General features: G+C 69.7%; 15 protein-coding genes, 1 rRNA gene, 1 pseudogene and 1 riboswitch. Of the genes and pseudogenes, 14 read left to right on the forward strand and 3 right to left on the reverse strand.

The annotated features are described in order from the left end of the window. Positions 1-7: 7 nt before the first annotated feature. The 11 genes from rrf (at position 8) to CCS38_RS06400 (ending at position 11506) form a co-directional block, all read left to right on the forward strand. Positions 8-124: ribosomal RNA gene (rrf, locus tag CCS38_RS06345) — 5S ribosomal RNA — on the forward strand. A 216-nt stretch (positions 125-340) separates the two neighbouring features. Then, positions 341-949 carry a cardiolipin synthase ClsA gene (clsA, locus tag CCS38_RS06350; protein WP_223732209.1) on the forward strand — a complete coding sequence of 203 codons (609 nt, stop codon included), beginning with the start codon at positions 341-343 and terminating at the stop codon, positions 947-949. 113 nt (positions 950-1062) lie between these two features. Beyond that, positions 1063-3558 carry a mannose-1-phosphate guanyltransferase gene (locus CCS38_RS06355; RefSeq protein WP_223732210.1) on the forward strand — a complete coding sequence of 832 codons (2496 nt, stop codon included), beginning with the start codon at positions 1063-1065 and terminating at the stop codon, positions 3556-3558. An 85-nt stretch (positions 3559-3643) separates the two neighbouring features. Continuing rightward, on the forward strand, positions 3644-4561 hold the full coding sequence (locus CCS38_RS06360; protein ID WP_223732211.1) for a DUF881 domain-containing protein: 918 nt from the start codon (positions 3644-3646) through the stop codon (positions 4559-4561). Further along, positions 4558-4890, forward strand: coding sequence for a small basic family protein (locus tag CCS38_RS06365; protein ID WP_003984969.1), 333 nt, complete (start codon positions 4558-4560; stop codon positions 4888-4890). The genes CCS38_RS06360 and CCS38_RS06365 overlap by 4 nt, the downstream gene beginning before the upstream one ends. Before the next feature lie 770 nt (positions 4891-5660). Further along, positions 5661-6587: a DUF881 domain-containing protein gene (locus tag CCS38_RS06370; RefSeq protein WP_223732212.1), complete on the forward strand. Its 927-nt coding sequence runs from the start codon at positions 5661-5663 to the stop codon at positions 6585-6587. 106 nt (positions 6588-6693) lie between these two features. Next, entirely contained in the window at positions 6694-7563 is an 870-nt protein-coding gene (locus tag CCS38_RS35490; protein WP_308050702.1) for an FHA domain-containing protein, read from the forward strand. A gap of 17 nt (positions 7564-7580) precedes the next feature. Next, positions 7581-8330 carry a transcriptional regulator FtsR gene (gene ftsR / locus CCS38_RS06385; protein ID WP_223732213.1) on the forward strand — a complete coding sequence of 250 codons (750 nt, stop codon included), beginning with the start codon at positions 7581-7583 and terminating at the stop codon, positions 8328-8330. A 74-nt stretch (positions 8331-8404) separates the two neighbouring features. Then, positions 8405-8878 (forward strand): bifunctional nuclease family protein, encoded by a 474-nt coding sequence (locus CCS38_RS06390; protein WP_030263902.1) that lies wholly within the window; start codon positions 8405-8407, stop codon positions 8876-8878. 220 nt (positions 8879-9098) lie between these two features. Continuing rightward, positions 9099-9716, forward strand: coding sequence for a MerR family transcriptional regulator (locus CCS38_RS06395; protein ID WP_223732214.1), 618 nt, complete (start codon positions 9099-9101; stop codon positions 9714-9716). A gap of 179 nt (positions 9717-9895) precedes the next feature. Further along, on the forward strand, positions 9896-11506 hold the full coding sequence (locus CCS38_RS06400; RefSeq protein ID WP_223732215.1) for a DNA polymerase IV: 1611 nt from the start codon (positions 9896-9898) through the stop codon (positions 11504-11506). On the opposite strand, the pseudogene CCS38_RS06405 reads toward CCS38_RS06400, so the two are convergent. Further along, positions 11392-11799 (reverse strand): annotated as a pseudogene (locus CCS38_RS06405) (PRC-barrel domain-containing protein); the annotation flags it as partial. The gene CCS38_RS06400 and the pseudogene CCS38_RS06405 sit on opposite strands and share 115 nt — an antisense overlap. Before the next feature lie 113 nt (positions 11800-11912). Then, positions 11913-12010: riboswitch (glycine riboswitch) on the forward strand. A gap of 188 nt (positions 12011-12198) precedes the next feature. Between CCS38_RS06405 and gcvP the strand changes: the two are divergent. Further along, positions 12199-15084 (forward strand): aminomethyl-transferring glycine dehydrogenase, encoded by a 2886-nt coding sequence (gene gcvP, locus CCS38_RS06410; protein ID WP_223732216.1) that lies wholly within the window; start codon positions 12199-12201, stop codon positions 15082-15084. 136 nt (positions 15085-15220) lie between these two features. Here gcvP and CCS38_RS06415 read toward each other — a convergent pair whose 3' ends face one another. Continuing rightward, on the reverse strand, positions 15221-15427 hold the full coding sequence (locus CCS38_RS06415) for a DUF5999 family protein (RefSeq protein WP_030263889.1): 207 nt from the start codon (positions 15425-15427) through the stop codon (positions 15221-15223). Between the two features lie 387 nt (positions 15428-15814). Next, the gene (locus CCS38_RS06420) at positions 15815-16399 is read right to left on the reverse strand and encodes a hypothetical protein (protein ID WP_223732218.1); all 585 of its coding nucleotides are present in this window, start codon (positions 16397-16399) and stop codon (positions 15815-15817) included. 534 nt (positions 16400-16933) lie between these two features. Between CCS38_RS06420 and CCS38_RS06425 the strand changes: the two genes are divergently transcribed. Continuing rightward, complete coding sequence (locus CCS38_RS06425; RefSeq protein ID WP_223732219.1) at positions 16934-18436, forward strand: glutamate-cysteine ligase family protein; 1503 nt, start codon at positions 16934-16936, stop codon at positions 18434-18436. Between the two features lie 276 nt (positions 18437-18712). Beyond that, positions 18713-19507 (forward strand): CPBP family intramembrane glutamic endopeptidase, encoded by a 795-nt coding sequence (locus CCS38_RS06430; protein ID WP_223732220.1) that lies wholly within the window; start codon positions 18713-18715, stop codon positions 19505-19507. Positions 19508-19523: the final 16 nt, after the last annotated feature.

The raw sequence follows: 19523 nt of genomic DNA on the forward strand, positions 1-19523 counted from the left end.
ATAGTGTTTCGGTGGTCATAGCGTTAGGGAAACGCCCGGTTACATTTCGAACCCGGAAGCTAAGCCTTTCAGCGCCGATGGTACTGCAGGGGGGACCCTGTGGGAGAGTAGGACGCCGCCGAACAATTCTTCAGCTCCGGTCCCTGAACCAAAAGGTTCAGGGACCGGAGCTTTTTTGTTTTCGGTGTGTCCGGCTGCCGGCCGGCGTTTGTTTCCGGACATCGTGGAGCCTCGTTACCGGCCCGACGGCGGCCGATACGGGGCCCGCGGTACAGGGGGACGAACCGGGCAGGTAAAGTCATGGGGCATCATCGCTACGTTCCCCACAGGAGGCACACGGGTGGAGGTTCAGGAGACGCGGATCCAGACTGATCGCGTCCTCACCATCCCCAATATTCTGAGCATGGCTCGCCTGGTCGGCGTGCCCGTGTTCCTGTGGCTGATTCTGTGGCCGGAATTCGGTGGTCCCAAGGCCGACGGCTGGGCGCTGCTGGTGCTGGCTCTGAGCGGCGTCAGCGACTACCTGGACGGCAAGCTCGCGCGCCGCTGGAATCAGATCAGCAGCCTGGGGCGCATTCTCGACCCGGCGGCCGACCGGCTGTACATACTGTCCACACTGGTCGGTTTGACCTGGCGGGAGATCCTGCCGCTGTGGATCACGATCGCGCTGCTGGCCAGAGAGCTGATGCTGCTGATCGCGGTGGGCTGGCTCAGCCGGTACCGGTACGGGCCGCCTCAGGTGAACTTCCTGGGCAAGGCGGCCACGTTCAACTTGATGTATGCGTTCCCGTTGCTGCTTCTCAGTGACGGAAGTGGCTGGCTGCATACACTCGCTGCTATTTTCGGATGGGCGTTCGCCGGATGGGGTACAACGCTCTACTGGTGGGCAGGAATCCTCTACGTGGTTCAGGTCCGCCGCATCATCAAGGCGGACGCCGCGGCCGACTGAGCTCGCCGAACCGGCAGCCGTGCGATGGCCGGGTGCCCAATGCGAGAGAAGTGGGCCATCTGGGCGGGTGAAGTCGGCAAGATCGTCGTCTCTTCGAGGAGGACGCTTCCGACATGAAGGCCGTTGTGATGGCGGGCGGTGAAGGCACACGCCTTCGGCCCATGACTTCGAGCATGCCCAAGCCACTGCTTCCGGTGGCAAACAGGCCGATCATGGAGCACGTACTGCGGCTGTTGAAACGGCATGGCCTCAGTGAGACCGTAGTGACGGTGCAATTTTTGGCCTCGCTGGTAAAAAACTATTTCGGCGACGGTGAAGAGCTCGGCATGGAGCTCACGTACGCCAATGAGGAAAAGCCGCTCGGCACCGCCGGCAGCGTCAAGAACGCCGAAGAGGCGCTCAAGGACGATGCCTTCCTGGTGATCTCGGGCGATGCCCTCACCGACTTCGACCTGACCGACCTGATCCGTTTCCACAAGGAGAAGGGCGCCCTCGTCACCGTGTGCCTGACGCGGGTCCCGAATCCGCTTGAGTTTGGTATCACGATTGTCGACGAGGACGGTCAGGTCGAGCGTTTCCTGGAAAAGCCGACCTGGGGTCAGGTCTTCTCCGACACCGTGAACACGGGTATTTACGTCATGGAGCCGGAGGTCTTCGACTACGTCGAACCGGACGTTCCGGTGGACTGGTCCGGAGATGTCTTTCCGCAGCTCATGAAGGAGGGCAAGCCGATCTACGGCTATGTCGCCGAGGGCTACTGGGAGGATGTCGGTACACACGAGAGTTATGTAAAGGCCCAGGCCGACGTTCTCGAGGGAAAAGTCGATGTCGATATCGACGGCTTCGAGATGTCCCCGGGTGTGTGGGTGGCCGAGGGCGCCGAGGTTCACCCGGACGCCGTATTGCGCGGCCCGCTCTACATCGGCGACTACGCGAAGGTCGAGGCGGGCGTAGAGCTGCGTGAGCACACCGTCGTCGGCTCGAATGTCGTCGTGAAGAGCGGCGCGTTCCTGCACAAGGCCGTGGTGCACGACAACGTGTACATCGGGGAGCAGTGCAACCTCCGCGGCTGCGTCATCGGGAAGAACACCGATGTGATGCGGGCGGCCCGCATCGAGGACGGCGCCGTCATCGGCGACGAGTGCCTCGTCGGTGAGGAATCGATTGTTCAGGGCAACGTCCGCGTCTATCCGTTCAAGACGATCGAAGCGGGCGCGTTCGTCAACACCTCGGTGATCTGGGAGTCCCGCGGCCAGGCGCATCTTTTCGGCGCCCGCGGCGTTTCCGGAATTCTGAACGTGGAGATCACGCCCGAGCTGGCGGTGCGGCTCGCGGGCGCGTATGCGACGACGCTGAAGAAAGGTTCCTCGGTCACCACGGCGCGGGACCATTCACGAGGTGCCCGGGCGCTGAAGCGTGCGGTGATCTCCGCGCTGCAGGCGAGCGCCATCGACGTACGCGACCTCGAGAACGTGCCGCTGCCGGTGGCCCGTCAGCAGACCGCCAGGGGCAGTGCCGGCGGGATCATGGTCCGTACGACGCCGGGCGTCCCGGACTCCGTGGACATCATGTTCTTCGACGAGCGGGGCGCGGACCTCTCGCAGGGCGGGCAGCGCAAGCTCGACCGGGTGTATGCCCGCCAGGAGTACCGTCGTGCGTTCCCCGGCGAGATCGGTGATCTGCACTTCCCGTCCAGCGTCTTCGACTCGTACACGGGTTCGCTACTGCGATCCGTGGACACGACGGGAATCGCGGAGGCCGGCCTCAAGGTCGTCGTGGACGCTTCGAACGGCAGCGCCGGTCTGGTGCTGCCCAGCCTGCTGGGGCGCCTCGGGGTGGACTCCCTGACGATCAACCCCGGTCTCGACGAGTCGCGGCCCACGGAGACCGAGGACGCGCGGCGGTCCGGCCTCGTGCGGTTGGGCGAGATCGTCGCGTCGGCACGCGCGGCTTTCGGGGTGCGCTTCGACCCGGTGGGCGAGCGGCTGTCGCTCGTTGACGAGCGGGGGCGGATCATCGAGGACGATCGCGCCCTGTTGGTCATGCTGGACCTGGTGGCCGCAGAGCGGCGCAGCGGGCGGGTGGCGCTGCCCGTGACCACCACCCGTATCGCCGAGCAGGTGGCGGCGTACCACGGTACGCAGGTGGAGTGGACGACCACTTCGCCCGACGACCTGACCCGGGTCGGCAGGGCGGACGACACGATCTTCGGCGGCGACGGCCGGGGCGGCTTCATCGTCCCGGAGTTCGCGAGCGTCTTCGACGGCTCGGCCGCGTTCGTCCGGCTGATCGGTCTGGTGGCCCGTACGCAGCTCACGCTGAGCCAGATTGACGCGCGTATCCCGCGTGCGCACGTCCTCAAGCGCGATCTGGCGACGCCCTGGGCGGTCAAGGGTCTCGTCATGCGGCATGTCGTGGAGGCGGCCGGCGACCGCTCCGTGGACACCACGGACGGCGTGCGGGTCGTCGAGGCCGACGGGCGCTGGGTACTGGTGCTGCCCGACCCGGCCGAGGCGGTCACGCACCTGTGGGCGGAGGGTCCGGACGACGCCTCCGCGCAGCAGCTCCTGGACGAGTGGGCGTCCGTCGTGGACAGCGCGGGCCGCTGACCCGAGTCCCCACCGGCGCGTCCCGATTCGGCGCGCCGGTGGGGCCATTGGGTGACCGCGCCGCCGACGTGCGACGATGTGCGGCATGTCGCAGCAGCACCCCGAACGGAGCAGCCCCGGAAACGCTCCGCGCCCCGATGCCTCCATGTCGCTGCTGACCAATGTCATGGAGCACAGCCTCGATGACGGGTATGCCGAAGCGGCGGCCCGTAAGGCGGCGACGGCCGGGGGCCTGCCCCGTACGCTGCGGGCCAAGTTGGGCCTGGCGGCCGGGCTGGTCCTCGCCGCGGTGGTCGTCACGGTAGGTGCGGCGCAGGCGCGGATATCAGCACCGACCCTGGCGAAGGAGCGCGAGGAGCTCATCGCCCGGATCGACCAGGGCACCGACAAGGCCGACAAGCTCCAGAAGCACGTCGACTCGCTCCGTGAGGACGTCGGCGACATGCAGCGCAAAGCGCTGAAGAAGAGCGACGGCGAACGGGCCGACCTACTGGCGCTGCTGTCCGGCTCCACGCAGGTCACCGGGCCCGGGGTGAAACTGGTCGTGGACGACGCCAAGGAGGCGGAGACCGGCGGTGGCGGTCCCCGCGAGAGCACCGGCTTCTCCGACACCGGGCGGGTGCGCGACCGGGACATGCAACGGGTGGTCAACGGCCTGTGGGAATCCGGCGCCGAGGCCATCTCCGTCAATGGGCAGCGCCTCACGTCCCTCTCGGCGATCAGGGCGGCGGGAGACGCCATACTGGTCGACAACAAACCGCTGGCGCCTCCGTATACGGTGCTGGCGGTGGGGGACGGGCAGCGGCTGAGCACCACGTTCCAGGACAGCGCCGATGGCCAGTACCTGCATGTGCTGCAGGAGAACTACGGCGTCCGGACCAGGATTTCCACCGAGGGTGACCTCACGCTGCCGCCCGCGCCGAGCTTGATCGTACGTACCGCACAGCCGAAGACCGGTGCCGCGCAGCCGGGCAGCACCGACACAGGGAAGGGCACATCGTGATCGCCGTACTGGGCCTCATCGTGGGAGTCGTGGTCGGACTTGTCGTCCGCCCCGTGGTGCCGACGGTGGTCGAGCCCTACCTGCCGATCGCTGTCGTCGCGGCGCTGGACGCCGTGTTCGGCGGTCTGAGGGCGATGCTGGACGGCATTTTCGACGACAAGGTCTTTGTCGTCTCCTTCCTGTCCAATGTGGTGGTCGCCGCACTCATCGTCTTCCTCGGGGACAAGCTGGGCGTCGGCGCCCAACTCTCCACCGGTGTGGTCGTAGTGCTCGGCATCCGCATCTTCTCCAACGCCGCCGCGATTCGCCGGCACGTGTTCAGGGCGTGAGACCAATGGCATCCGACGAGCACGACGAGCACAACGAAAAGAACGAGCCCGACGAGATGCAGGCGCGCGAGGAATCGCAAGACCGCGCCGAGTCGCAGGACCGCGCCGAGCCGCAGGGGCGCGGCAAGTCGCAGGAGCGCGCCGAGCCGTCCGAGAGCGACCGGACGGCCGGGCGCGACGAGACCGCGCCTGCTGAGGGCGGTGCGGCGCAGAAACGTCCCGCGACGCCTGGAAGTGGCGACTCGTCAGAAGACCGCGACACTCCGAAGGGTGACGATGCCCCGGAGCGCCGCGAAACGCCCAAGGCGCCCGAGACGTCCGGTAAGCCGTCCGGTAAGCCCAAGGAGGGTGAGCGCCCCGAGGCGCCCGAGAAGCCGGTGACGCGCAAGCCGGACGAGGCGGACGCCCCTCAGGGGGCAGCCGCGCAGGCCCCGAAGGGGAAGCCCGGCGAAGGCCGTACGCAGCGTCCCGGTCCCGGCCGTCTGCAAGGACCCCTGCAGGGTCCCGCCCAGGGGCGCCCGCCGCGTCCCGTACCAGGGCGGGGCGGCCCCCAGGGGCCCGCTCAGGGCCGTCCGCCGCATCCGGCGCAGGGCCGTCCGCAAGGAGGGCCGCAGGCTCGCCCTCAGGGGGGCGGTCAGGCCGGCCCCCATGGTGCGCACGGTCCCGTACGGGGGCGGCCGCAAGGGCCCGCCCAGGGACCTGGGCAAGGGCCCGGGCAGCGGCGTCCGCAAGCCCCCGACGGCCGTTCCGGGCCCGCCGGGCGGCTGCCCATGCCGCCCGAGCGGCAGGGGTCCGGCGGGCCTCCTCAGGGGCCGCAGCAGGGCCGTCCCGGTGGTGCGTCGGCAGCGCCTCAGGGCGACCGTCCCGCGGCCGCCGCGGCATCCGGGGCGCAGCAGCACGGCCCCGTAGGGCCCGGGCAGGCTCCCGCATCCGGTCAGCCGTCCGCGGCGCGGCCGGACGCCGGAGACGCGCCGCAGCTCACCGGCCGGGAGCGGCTGAAAGCCGGTCTGTGGCCGCCGCGGCTGAACCGGGCTCAATTGATTGCCGCCGTACTGCTGTTCATTCTCGGGCTGGGGCTTGCTATTCAGGTACGTTCCACCAGTGACAGCAGTGCGCTGCGCGGAGCGCGCCAGGAGGACCTGGTGCGCATCCTTGACGAGCTCGACGACCGCTCGCAGCGCCTGGAAGACGAGCAGCGGCGGTTGGAAGGCCAGAAGACCGAGCTGGAGAGCAGCTCGGACCAGGCCGAGGAGGCCCGTAAGCAGACGGTGGAAAAAGAACAGCAGCTCGGGGTGCTGGCCGGTACGGTGGCGGCCGAGGGGCCCGGCATCTCGCTCACGATCGACGATCCGTCGCGCTCCGTCGAGGCGGACAAGCTTCTGGACACGATCCAGGAGCTGCGCGCGGCCGGCGCGGAGGCCATTCAGGTCAACGACGTCCGTGTCGTGGCGAACACCTACGTCTCGGACGTGCGGGGCGGCGTGGAGATCGACGGGAAGCGGGTCGTGCAGCCGTTCCGTTTCAAGGTAATCGGCAAGCCCGAGGACCTGGAGCCGGCCCTGAACATCCCCGGCGGAGTGGTTCAGACATTGGAGAAGGAGCAGGCCACGGTGTCTGTGACCCGTCAGGACAAGATTGTCGTGGACGCCTTGCGCAAGGCGGAGCGGCCCGACTACGCGCGGTCGTCGTCGCAGTGAGGCGGGAACGTATGGCGAGGCGTGCGACGGGGCATGAGGTAGCCGGGGGTCGGCGCACCGCACAAGTGGTGCGTGGTGGAAACTGTGTGAAGGCCCCGGACGTTGAATGGATGTCCGGATCGGCCGGTGTGTGCATCGAGGGTTCGTCCTGCCCCACGGGCGGGTCTGTTTCGTTCAAGGGGAATCGCCCGTGAGTTTTTTTGCGAAGCTGTTCGGCAAGAGTGACCGCAAGGATGGCGGCAACGCCTCTGCGCGGCACGCCGCGCCGCGGCAGTCAGGTGAGCCGGCGTCCAATGAGGAGCGCCCGCTCTTCCGTGACGAGGTGGCCGGCCCGGCCGGTGGCACTTCCGGTGGTCAGCAGCCCGGTTCTGTTGACCCTGCCGCGTCCGGCCCCATAGGTTTCCAGGAACCATCAGCCGCTACGGGTGGAGGGTCCGCCTTGCCGGTTTGTACGAGGTGCGGGCACCGCAATGCCGAGGCGAGCCGGTTCTGCTCCAACTGCGGCGCGCCGCTGCGCGCCGGTGGGCAGGCCGAGCGTCCCTCTGAGACGACCTCGACCATCTCCATCTCGGGTATCGAGGCGTATGACGCGGAGACGACGGGGCAGACCCCGATGCCTTCGCTGTCCCCCGAGGCCCAGGCCGCCGTGGACGCGTTGCCGCTCGGCTCCGCGCTCCTCGTGGTGCGCCGGGGCCCCAATTCCGGCAGCCGATTCCTGCTGGACGGTGAGCTGACCACGGCCGGCCGCCATCCGCAGAGTGACATCTTCCTGGACGACGTGACGGTCTCACGCAGCCATGTGGAGTTCCGTCGCGGCCCGGACGGCGGCTTCACCGTCACCGACGTCGGCAGCCTGAACGGCACCTACGTCAACCGCGAGCGGATCGATTCCGTTCCGCTGGCGAACGGCGACGAGGTGCAGATCGGCAAGTTCCGCCTGGTCTTCTACGCGAGCCAGCGGGGCGTCGGCATCTGACCGGCCAGGGAAGGCACATGCACCACACACCGTCCGGCGGTGCCGGTTCCTCCGGCACCGCCGCCGCGGGCGGCGAGCTGGTGAGCATCGGTACGGTGCTCAATCTGCTGCGCGACGAATTCCCCGAGGTCACGATCTCCAAGATCCGCTTCCTGGAGTCCGAGGGCCTGGTCGAACCGCAGCGTACGCCGTCCGGGTACCGCAAGTTCAGCACGGAGGACGTCGAGCGGCTGGCGGGCGTGCTGCGGATGCAGCGCGACCACTACCTGCCGCTGAAGGTCATCCGCGAGCATCTGGACGCCGTGGCGCGCGGTGAGGACGTGCAGCTCCCGGCGCCCGCCTCGGCGCCCAGGGAGTTCCTGGACGGTGTACAGGAGCCGTCCGGTGAGCATCCGACGGCCGCCCGGATCGGCCGCGACGAGCTGCTGGCCGCCACTGAGGTGGACGAGTCCGAGCTCGCGGACTGGGAGGCGTACGGTCTGCTCGCCCCGGCGTCCGACGGCGGGTACGGCATCGAAGCCGTGGCGGTCGCCAAGCTCGTCGCCGAGCTCGGCCGTTTCGGCCTGGAAGCGCGCCATCTGCGGGCGGTGAAGGCCGCAGCGGAGCGCGAGGCGGGCCTGATCGAGCAGGTCGTGGCGCCGCTGAAGCGGCACCGCAACCCGCAGACCAGGGCCCACGCGGAAGCCACGGCCAGGGAGCTGGCCACGCTCTCCGTACGACTTCATGCGGCCTTGGTCCAGGCCGCTCTCCACGTCCGGCTGCCGTGACCTTGGGTACGGTCACCCCCACCGAGGGGGTGCCCGACTACCCAAACCGGCCGGGCACGTCCTAGGGTTGCTGTGTGAACGAGCTCGACGTCGTGGGTGTCCGGGTAGAAATGCCTTCCAACCAACCGATCGTGCTGTTGCGCGAGGTGGGAGGCGACCGCTACCTGCCCATTTGGATCGGGCCCGGCGAGGCGACCGCCATCGCCTTCGCCCAGCAGGGCATGGCCCCTGCCAGGCCGCTGACGCACGACCTGTTCAAGGACGTGCTGGAGGCGGTGGGCCAGGAGCTGTCCCAGGTGCGCATCACGGACCTGCGGGAAGGTGTCTTCTACGCCGAGCTGGTCTTCGCCAGCGGTGTGGAGGTCAGCGCCCGCCCGTCCGACGCCATAGCGCTGGCGCTGCGCACGGGTACGCCGATCTACGGGACCGACGGGGTGCTGGACGATGCCGGCATCGCGATCCCGGATGAGCAGGAGGACGAGGTGGAGAAGTTCCGCGAGTTCCTCGATCAGATCTCGCCCGAGGACTTCGGCACCAACAGCCAGTGAGGCCGACAGCGGGCGCCGCGCTGTAAGGGAGCGAGCGGGGCGCACGACAGCACACCCGGCGCACAACCCACCAGACATTCCCCGCATAAAGTCACGTGAAACCACTCGTAGGGTGATTATCACTCGGCGTGGCGAGCGCGGCGATCGTTGACGCACCCCGAGTGACTGCATACCGTCGATAAGGCAGGTCCCGTCCGGGACGTGAAGGACGGAGGTCGGCGTGGCAATCACCGGCGACGGTACGGCGGCGGGAGGGGCATTGCCGCTTCACACTGGCGCGGCGAATCGTGCCCCGGTAAACCGTGCCCCGGCACAGGCCGCCGGCAGGCCGGCCGACCCGGCCGGCGAGACGGTCGGATACCGAGGGCCGACGGCATGTGCCGCCGCGGGGATCACTTACCGCCAGCTGGACTACTGGGCGCGTACGGGACTGGTCGAGCCCAGCGTGCGGCCCGCGTACGGCTCGGGCACCCAGCGGCTCTACAGCTTCCGGGACGTTGTCGTCCTGAAGATCGTCAAGCGGCTGCTGGACACCGGCGTCTCGCTGCAGAACATCCGCACGGCCGTACAGCACCTCGCCTCCCGCGAACTGTCCGATCTGGCCCAGATGACGCTGATGAGCGACGGCGCGACGGTGTACGAGTGCACCTCGCCCGACGAGGTCGTCGATCTGCTCCAGGGTGGTCAGGGCGTCTTCGGCATCGCCGTCGGCGTGGTCTGGCGGGACGTGGAGGCCGGGCTGTCCCAGCTGCACGGAGAGCGCGTGGACACCGGGGAGACCCTGATCGGCCACAATCCCCACGACGAGCTGGCCCGCCGGAGGAACCGCGCGGTCTAGAGCGCCGGGCGGCGAGGCGGGGGCGGACGCGCGGTACGGAGCCCGTGCAGACGCACGGTACGACGCGGAACGCAGGAGTAGTCGTACGGCTTCGGCGGAAGCCGACGTACGGCGCCTGCCGGAGCGGTCCCGGCCCGCCGCGCGGCCGATTGTCAGTGGCGTACGGCACCATCAGTGACGTGAGACGTGCGCCGACGATCCTGCATCTGGACATGGATGCGTTCTTCGCGGCCGCCGAGCAGGCGGCCAAGCCCAGCCTGCGCGGGAAGCCCGTGGTGGTGGGCGGCATCGGCGGGCGCGGCGTCGTCTCCACCGCGTCGTACGAGGCCCGCGTCTTCGGCGTCCGCTCGGCCATGCCCACCGCCCAGGCCCGCCGCCTCTGCCCCAATGCCGCGTATCTCACGCCCCGCTTCCACGTCTACCGCCAGGTGAGCGAAAAGGTCATGGCGCTGCTGCACGAGCTGTCGCCCCTGGTGGAGCCGCTGAGCCTGGACGAGGCTTTCGTGGACCTGGAGGCCGGCGGTGTCGCCGACGACGCCGCATCGGCCCGTGCGGTGGGGGAGCAGCTGCGCCGGGACATCGTGGCGGTCACGGGACTGACCGGCTCGGTGGGGCTCGCGGGCGCCAAGATGCTCGCGAAGATCGCGTCGGAGCAGGCCAAGCCGGACGGCCTGGTGCTGATCGAGCCGGGCACGGAGCGCGAGCTGCTCGGGCCGATGACCGTGCGGACGCTGCCGGGCGTCGGCCCGGCCACGGCCGAGGCGCTGCGCAAGGCCGGGATCCACACGGTCGCGGAGACCGCTGAGGCCGGTGAGGCGGAGCTGGTGCGGCTGCTGGGGCGGGCGCACGGCGCGGGGCTGTACGCGATGGCGCTCGGCCGGGACGACCGGCCCGTGGTCGCGGAGCGGGACGCCAAGTCGATCTCCGTCGAGGACACCTTCGAGGTGGACCTCACCGACCGTACGAGGGTGCGCGCCGAGGTGATGCGGCTGGCGGACCGGTGCGTGCAGCGGCTGCGCGCGGCCGGGCGCTCGGGCCGGACGGTCGTGCTGAAGGTGCGCAACTACGACTTCTCCACGCTGACCCGGTCCGAGACGCAGCGCGGGCCGACGGACGACCCCGCGGTGGTGCGGGAGGCGGCCGGGCGGTTGCTGGACCTGATCGACACGACGGGCGGGGTGCGGCTGCTCGGCGTGGGGGTGACGGGCCTCGCCGACTTCACGCAGGAGGACCTCTTCGCGCAGGTGGCGACGGAGCGGGCGGCCGAGGAGGCCCGGCTCGTCGAGGAGGCCAGAGCGGCGGACGGGGCGGCAGCGGACAGTGGGGAGGAAGAGGCCGAGGAGGCCGCTGAGCGGCCCAGGAAGTGGCTGCCGGGCCTGGACGTGGTGCACGCCGAGTACGGCCCCGGATGGGTCCAGGGAAGCGGCCTGGGGCGGGTCACCGTACGGTTCGAGCAGCCCTGGTCGGCGCCGGGACGGGTGCGGACGTTTCTGGTGGACGATCCGGCGCTGACGCCGGGGGAGGCGCTGCCTCTGGTGGGCGGCGGTCCGCAGGACTCTGCCGCGGCGGATGTTCCGCCCGCTCACGAAGGGGAAGCGCACCCGCCCATGGCCGCGGATCCGCCCTCGTCGGCAGCTCCGGCAGTCGCGGAGCCGTCCTCGCCTGCCGCTCAGTCCTCCGGCGAGCCCGCTATCCGCCCGAACTCCCGGTCGGCGGAGCCGGCGGTCGGGCGGCCGACCGCGTCCTCCCCGGCGAGCTCCGCGTCCGTGGCGGAGATATCCAGCCGGTAGTGGTGGTAGAGCTGCAGTTCCTGCTCCGGCGAGAGGTGACGGCCCACTCCGAAATCCGGCGCGTCCTTGATCAGCTTCCGCTCGTACGGCACGTGCAGCGCGTCGTCGACCAGCCGGCTCGGCTCCAGCGGCACGAACGCGTCCCGGCTGAAGAGCCCCGTACGGACCGCTGCCCACTCCGGCTCGCCGGTCGCGTCGTCCAGGTACACCTCGTCGACGGTGCCGAGCTTGGTGCCGTGCCGGTCGAACGCCTTGCGGCCGATCAGACTGCGGGGATCGATATCGGTCTGCACTGTTCCTCCTACCTGCCGGAACCGCCCTTTGCACCCTACGAAACGGCACATTTCCCGCCCTGGCCACTCGAAGGATGCCGAGCAGTCGCGCTGGTAGGCTGGTCAGCGATCGATGACCCCGTGCGGGAGAGCTCTCCGACCCCCGGGCCGGAGGCGCCGAAGGAGCAACTCCTCCCCGGAATCTCTCAGGCACACGTACCGCGCGGACGAGATCACTCTGGAAAGCAGGGTGGGCCACGGACCAGTGCAGCACCGGAGCCCCTCCTCACCGACGGTGAAAACCGGACGCTGCGTGCGTTCCGGTGAAGCTCTCAGGTTGAGATGACAGAGGGGGAGGCCGTCCGGGCACCAGCGCCGTGGTGCCCCTCGTAGGTCCCAGAGACCAGGAGGCCCCCGCAGATGACCACCAACCGCATCTCGTTGACCGAGCTGGAGCGCGGCACCCCCTTCGAGCAGCGCCACATCGGCCCCGACCAGGCGGCCCAGGCGAAGATGCTCGCGCACATCGGCTTCGGTTCGCTGGACGAACTGACCGTGGCCGCCGTCCCCGACGTGATCAAGAGCGCCGAGGCGCTGGACCTGCCCCAGGGCCGTACCGAAGCGGAGGTCCTGGACGAGCTGCGGGGCCTCGCGGACCGCAACCGCGTGCTCTCCTCCATGATCGGCCTGGGTTACTACGGCACGTTCACGCCGCCGGTCATCCTGCGCAACGTCATGGAGAACCCGGCCTGGTACACCGCGTACACCCCGTACCAGCCGGAGATCTCGCAGGGCCGGCTGGAGGCCCTGCTGAACTTCCAGACCATGGTCGCCGACCTCACCGGGCTGCCCACCTCCGGCGCCTCGCTGCTGGACGAGGGCACCGCGGCCGCCGAGGCCATGGCGCTCGCCCGCCGCGTCGGCAAGGTCAAGAAGGGCGTCTTCCTCGTCGACGCCGACTGTCTGCCGCAGACCGTCGCCGTCATAGAGACCCGCGCCGAGCCCACCGGTGTCGAGGTCGTCGTCGCCGACCTGAGCGACGGCATCCCCGCCGAGATCGCCGAGCGCGGCGTCTTCGGTGTGCTGCTGCAGTACCCCGGCGCCTCCGGCGCGGTCCGCGACCCTCGCGCGCTCATCGAACAGGCTCACGAACTTGGCGCGATCGTGACCATCGCCGCCGACCTCCTGGCCCTGACCCTGCTCACCTCGCCCGGCGAGCTCGGCGCCGACATCGCGGTCGGTACGACGCAGCGCTTCGGTGTGCCGATGGGCTTCGGCGGCCCGCACGCCGGCTTCATGGCCGTCCGCGAGAAGTTCGCCCGCAGCCTCCCCGGCCGCCTGGTCGGAGTTTCCGTCGACGCCGACGGCAACAAGGCGTACCGCCTGGCCCTGCAGACCCGCGAGCAGCACATCCGCCGCGAGAAGGCCACCAGCAACATCTGCACCGCGCAGGTCCTCCTCGCCGTCATGGCCGGCATGTACGCCGTCTACCACGGCCCCGAGGGCCTGGCCGCCATCGCCCGCCGTACCCACCGCTACGCCTCGGTCCTCGCCGAGGGCCTCCGCGCCGGCGGCATCGACGTGGTGCACGGCACGTACTTCGACACCCTCACCGCGCGGGTCCCCGGCCGCGCCGCCGAGATCGTCGCCGCCGCCCGCGAGGCCGGCGTCAACCTCCGCCAGGTCGATGCCGACCTGATCGGCATCGCCTGCGACGAGACCACCGGGCGCGCCCAGCTCACCGCCGTGCTCGGCGCCTTCGGCATCCAGGGCGACATCGAGCAGCTGGACGCGGCCGCCGCCGACGCGCTGCCCGAGTCCCTGCTGCGCAGCGACGACTACCTCGCCCACCCGGTCTTCCACCAGTACCGCTCCGAGACCGCGATGCTGCGCTACCTGCGCACCCTCGCCGACCGCGACTACGCGCTGGACCGCGGCATGATCCCGCTCGGCTCCTGCACGATGAAGCTGAACGCGACCACCGAGATGGAGCCGGTGACCTGGCCGCAGTTCGGCCAGCTGCACCCCTTCGCGCCGGTCGACCAGGCCCAGGGGTACCTCACCCTCATCCAGGAGCTGGAGGAGCGCCTCGCCGTCGTCACCGGCTACGACAAGGTCTCCCTGCAGCCCAACGCCGGTTCGCAGGGCGAGCTCGCGGGCCTGCTGGCGGTCCGCGCGTACCACCGAGCCAACGGCGACGAGCAGCGCACCGTCTGCCTCATCCCGTCCTCCGCGCACGGCACCAACGCCGCCAGCGCCGTGATGGCCGGCATGAAGGTCGTCGTCGTCAAGACCGGCGAGGACGGCGAGGTCGACGCCGACGACCTGCACGCCAAGATCGAGCAGTACCGCGACGAGCTGGCCGTCCTGATGGTGACCTACCCGTCCACGCACGGCGTGTTCGAGGAGCACATCACCCAGATCTGCGCGGCCGTGCACGACGCGGGCGGCCAGGTCTACGTCGACGGCGCCAACCTGAACGCGCTGGTCGGCGTCGCCGAGCCGGGCAAGTTCGGCGGCGACGTCTCGCACCTGAACCTGCACAAGACCTTCTGCATCCCGCACGGCGGCGGCGGTCCGGGCGTCGGCCCGGTCGGCGTGCGCGAGCACCTCGCGCCGTACCTCCCCAACCACCCGCTGCAGCCCACCGCGGGCCCCGAGACCGGCGTCGGCCCGATCTCCGCCGCCCCCTGGGGCTCGGCCGGCATCCTGCCGATCTCCTGGGCGTACGTCCGCCTCATGGGCGGCGAGGGCCTCAAGCGCGCCACCCAGGTCGCGGTGCTCTCCGCCAACTACATCGCCAAGCGCCTGGAGCCGCACTACCCGGTGCTGTACACGGGCCCCGGCGGCCTCGTCGCGCACGAGTGCATCATCGACGTACGGCCGCTGACCAAGGCCACCGGCGTCAGCATCGACGATGTCGCCAAGCGCCTGATCGACTACGGCTTCCACGCCCCGACGATGTCCTTCCCCGTGGCCGGAACGCTCATGATCGAGCCGACCGAGAGCGAGGACCTCACGGAACTGGACCGTTTCTGCGACGCGATGATCGCCATCCGCGCGGAGATCGAGAAGGTCGGCACGGGCGAGTGGGACAAGGAAGACAACCCGCTGCGCAACGCCCCGCACACCGCCGCCTCCCTCACCGGCGAGTGGACCCACCCGTACACCCGTGAGGAAGCCGTGCACCCGGCCGGCGTGGACGCCGCGGCCAAGTACTGGCCGCCGGTGCGCCGCATCGACGGTGCCTACGGCGACCGCAACCTCGTGTGCTCCTGCCCGCCGCTGGAGGACTACGACAGCTGACGAGGGCCGGCGCTTCCTGGGCCGACGGCGCGCTTCCTGAAGCGGCCCGGTAAGCGTTCCGGCAAGTGTTGCGGCACGTCAAAGGGCCCTCGGCGATCTCCGCCGGGGGCCCTGCTCGTTCTTCCCGCTCACCGCGTCAGGCTGCGGTGACGACCTGCCCGGTGCCCATCGGCCGGTGCGGGTCGATGACCTGCCCGTCCGGCAGGAGCTCACCGGTGTCCTCGAAGAGGAGGACGCCGTTGCACAACAGGCTCCAGCCCTGCTCCGGGTGGTGCGCCACAAGATGGGCGGCCTCCCGGTCGGCGGACTCTGCTGACGGACACGGTGGCTGGTGCTGGCACATGGATGCTGTCTTTCGCTGCGGTGTGGTGGTGGACGTCTTCCTGCGGCTCGATGAGCTGTTCATGGCCGCCCCCCGTTCGGTAGTTCGCTCCCAGTGTTGCCCTACGGACGTGATTCCGCAGGGATTTCGCAGCAGCGGTACTTACTGGATGAAGACGCATCACCCATGCGGGCGGTTGCCGCCTCTCGTAGCGCACCTCTGGGTGGTCCCGGCTGGTCATTGTGGGCTAGTCACCCGGCGGAACGGTGCGTTCGGGGGAGCATCGGACGTTCGAGGGGAGCGCCGGACAGCAATGCGCCCCGCGGCGAGGAGAACCGCGGGGCGCACTCCGGCGAATCGGAACCGATCCGGCACACGGCGCTTCGAGGGACGCCGCGACCGGAGCCCCTAGGCCGGCGAGCTCAGAAGGGACGCGGGCGTGAGGCGGAGCGTGAGGCGGGACAGGAGCTCGGCGACACGGTGCGGCCGGTGGGCGGCGATACCGGGGGGCGCCGGGGCCAGTGGGACCAGCAGGTCCTTCGCGCCCGGGCAGCCTTCGGCGCCGTCCGCCGTGATGTCCTCGTGCAGCCACAGCGTGAGCATGTACAGCTCCGGTACGGACAGCAGTCGTGGCTGGTACGCGGCGGGCACGGATTCGGCCTGGTGCAGGGCCCGTTCAATCGCGGACACATAAGGGCCCTCGCCGAAGTGCGAGAACGCCCAGCCGTCCGGCGTGAGCATGGCGTCCGCCGTGGCCAGCGCACGATCACCGCCGCGGATGAGGAATCGCCAGCCGGTCAGGCGGGTACGCGGGGTGCCGCGACGGGAGACGTCGTCGAGTACATGGACGGGCAGGGGGCGTTCGGGACGCAGGGGCCCTTGGTGGACACGGAGGGCGGGAGTCGGGGCCTCACGTACGGCGGTAGGAGAACCGAGGGCGGTGAGGACGCTGCGCAGGGCGGGAGCGGGAGCAGGGGGTACATGCAGCGGCATGGTGGGTCGCCTCTCACTTGGGAGACACGGTGGTGCTGGGCAAGTGCGGACGGCGCTGTCAGCAGGCGGGAGCAGAGCGTGGCCGACCGGGGCCATGGCCCGGCGGGGGTGTCAGCCGCTGTGCCTCAGCCTCGGAAATGCCCCGCTAGCTGGGCGCCAACTCTCTGCCTCGTCCACGAAGTTTATACGACAGGTGTTCAGTGCTTGTTTCGACTACCGCTGACGGAGATTTTTGGCAAGTCGTATTACGGCCCGTTCTCCACGGTGTTTTCGATGCAATTATGCACCCCGCTGGTCCGCGGACCTCGGATTACCCCGGCGACGCGGTCGGCCTGATGTCATCGTGCTTTGGAACAGGGCCAATGCGCGGGGCCCGGGCCACCTCGGTATGCCCTCGGAATGTGCCATTCGGCTCGCCCTCCCAAGCCTATCGGGGGCACCCGGCCCCCCGAGGCGTTATCGAACCGATTGCCGGGCATCATCGACCGCACGGGCCCGCAGCCGCGGGCCGGCCACGTCAGGAGGGACGCTTCAATGGGGGAGAAGGTCACGGCCGGTGGAATTGACCACGACGACCGGCAGCGTTATCGAAGAAGACTGGGCGAGTGCCTGGAGGGTTTGACGAGGCTGCTCGACGAGAAGCGCTTCGACCGCCCGAAGAACCTCATGGGCATAGAGATAGAATTGAATCTTGCCAGTGCCGACGGCATGCCCAGGATGATGAACTCCGAGGTGCTCGAACGCATCGCCAGCAGGGATTTCCAGACCGAGCTCGCCCAGTTCAATCTTGAAGTCAATATCCTGCCGCACCGCCTCTCCGGGCGCGTGCTGGACCAGCTCGCCGAAGAACTGCGCACCGGCCTCGCCTACGCCGACCGCAAGGCCCGCGAGGTCGCAGCCCGCATCGTGATGATCGGCATTCTGCCCACGCTCACCGCCGAGGACCTGGTCTCCTCGAACCTCTCCGAGGCCGACCGCTACACCCTCCTCAACAACGAGATGCGGGCCGCACGCGGCGAAGACTTCGAGATCGACATCGAAGGGGTGGAGCGGCTCACCGCCACCTCACCCTCCATCGCCCCCGAAGCCGCCTGCACCTCCGTACAACTGCACCTCCAGGTCACCCCGAACCGCTTCGCCGCCGTATGGAACGCCGCCCAGGCACTCACGGCCGTCCAGGTCGCCATCGGCGCCAACTCGCCCTTCCTCTTCGGCCGCGAACTGTGGCGCGAGTCCCGGCCCCCCGTCTTCCAGCAGTCCACCGACACCCGCCCACCCGAACTCCAGACCCAGGGCGTCCGCCCCCGCACCTGGTTCGGCGAACGCTGGATCAAATCTGCACACGACCTCTTCGAAGAGAACGTCCGCTACTTTCCCCCGCTGCTCCCCATGTGCGGCGAGGAGGATCCGCTCGCCGTACTGGAGAAGGGCGGCGTGCCGGAACTCTCCGAACTCGTCCTGCACAACGGCACGGTCTACCGCTGGAACCGCCCCGTCTACGCCGTCGCCGAAGGCGTCCCCCACCTTCGCGTCGAGAACCGCGTGCTGCCGGCCGGCCCCACCGTGACCGACGTCATCGCCAACGCCGCGTTCTATTACGGCCTCGTACGGGCCCTGGCCGACGAACCCCGGCCCATCTGGACCCGGCTGCCGTTCGCCGCCGCCGCCGAGAACTTCGACACCGCCTGCCGCTACGGCATCGACGCCGCCCTCCAGTGGCCACGCCCCGGCCGCTCCGGTGGCATCGCCCAGATCCCCGCCGTACGCCTCGTCCTCCAGGAGCTGCTGCCCATGGCCGCCGCCGGACTGGACGGCTGGGGCGTGGCACCGGCCGACCGGGACCACTACCTCGGCGTCATCGAGGCCCGCTGCCGGCGCCGCGTCAACGGCGCCTCCTGGCAGGCCGCCGCCTTCCACCGCGCTCTGCAGAGCGGCCTGGACCGCGAGGAAGCCCTGGCCGCGATGACCCGGCGGTACAGCGAACTGATGCACGAGGGGCGGCCGGTGCATGAGTGGCCGTTGGAGGGAGTTGTGTAGCGGCTGGGGCGCTGAAGCTACCTGAGGTGAGGTGGGGGGCGTACGGGTTGGCCGTACGCCCCCCATCTCTGGCCGTCCTGGGCGTCCGGGGCACGGCCCCCGTGCTGACGGCCGTCGGCCCTTCGGGCAAGCTGTGATCTCCTCCACGCGGAGGGCGCCCGTACTCGGCTTGTCGCGTGCTCTTCGTACCTGCTGTTCGAGACCCTGGCAGGGCAGTGGAGGCGTACCGGCCCTATCGCGGAACTGGAGGCACGCGTGCCGTCCGAAGTGCACCCCGTGGCTGAATCTCTCCCCGACGAGGGCCCGCCCGGCGGCCTCGCACGCAGCACCCTGAGAAGCGAGACGCTGATCGTCCTCGCCCTGTCCGTCGGCGCCAGCGCGGTATCCGCCCTGATCAGCTTCACGGGAGCACTCACCAAACCCGGCGGCCTCAAGGACCAGGCGGCGAACCTCAACAGCTCGCAGGCGCCCGGCCGCCCCTGGCTGGATCTCGCCTGGCAGCTCTTCGGGATCGCCACCGCACTGGTACCTGTACTGCTCGTCGCCCATCTGCTGCTCAGGGAGCGCGCGGGCGGCCTGCGCGCCCTCGGGTTCGACCGCCGGCGCCCCGGCTTCGACCTCGGCTGGGGACTCGTCGTGGCGGCCGGCATCGGAGGCAGCGGCCTGCTGCTCTACCTGGGGGCCAGGGCGGCCGGGGCCAACCTCACCGTCGTACCGGAATCGCTGCCCGACGTGTGGTGGAAGTTCCCGGTACTGATCGCCTCCGCGCTGCAGAACGCCGTACTGGAAGAAGTGATCGTCCTCGGCTACCTGCTGCGCCGCCTCGGCCAGTTGGGCTGGTCACCGATGGCCGCACTCGTGGCCAGCTCGGTCCTCCGCGGCACGTACCACCTGTACCAGGGCATCGGCGGCTTCGTCGGCAACATGGTGATGGGCGCACTCTTCGTACTTATCTACCGCCGCTGTGGACGAATCGGCCCCCTCGTCGCCGCCCATGCCATCATCGACATCATCGCATTCGCCGGCTACGCCCTCCTGGCGGGGAGAGTGGGGTGGCTGCCTACGGGGTGAGGGTGCGGGGGAGGTG

This window comes from Streptomyces purpurogeneiscleroticus, assembly GCF_020024005.1.
GTDB lineage: Bacteria > Actinomycetota > Actinomycetes > Streptomycetales > Streptomycetaceae > Streptomyces > Streptomyces purpurogeneiscleroticus.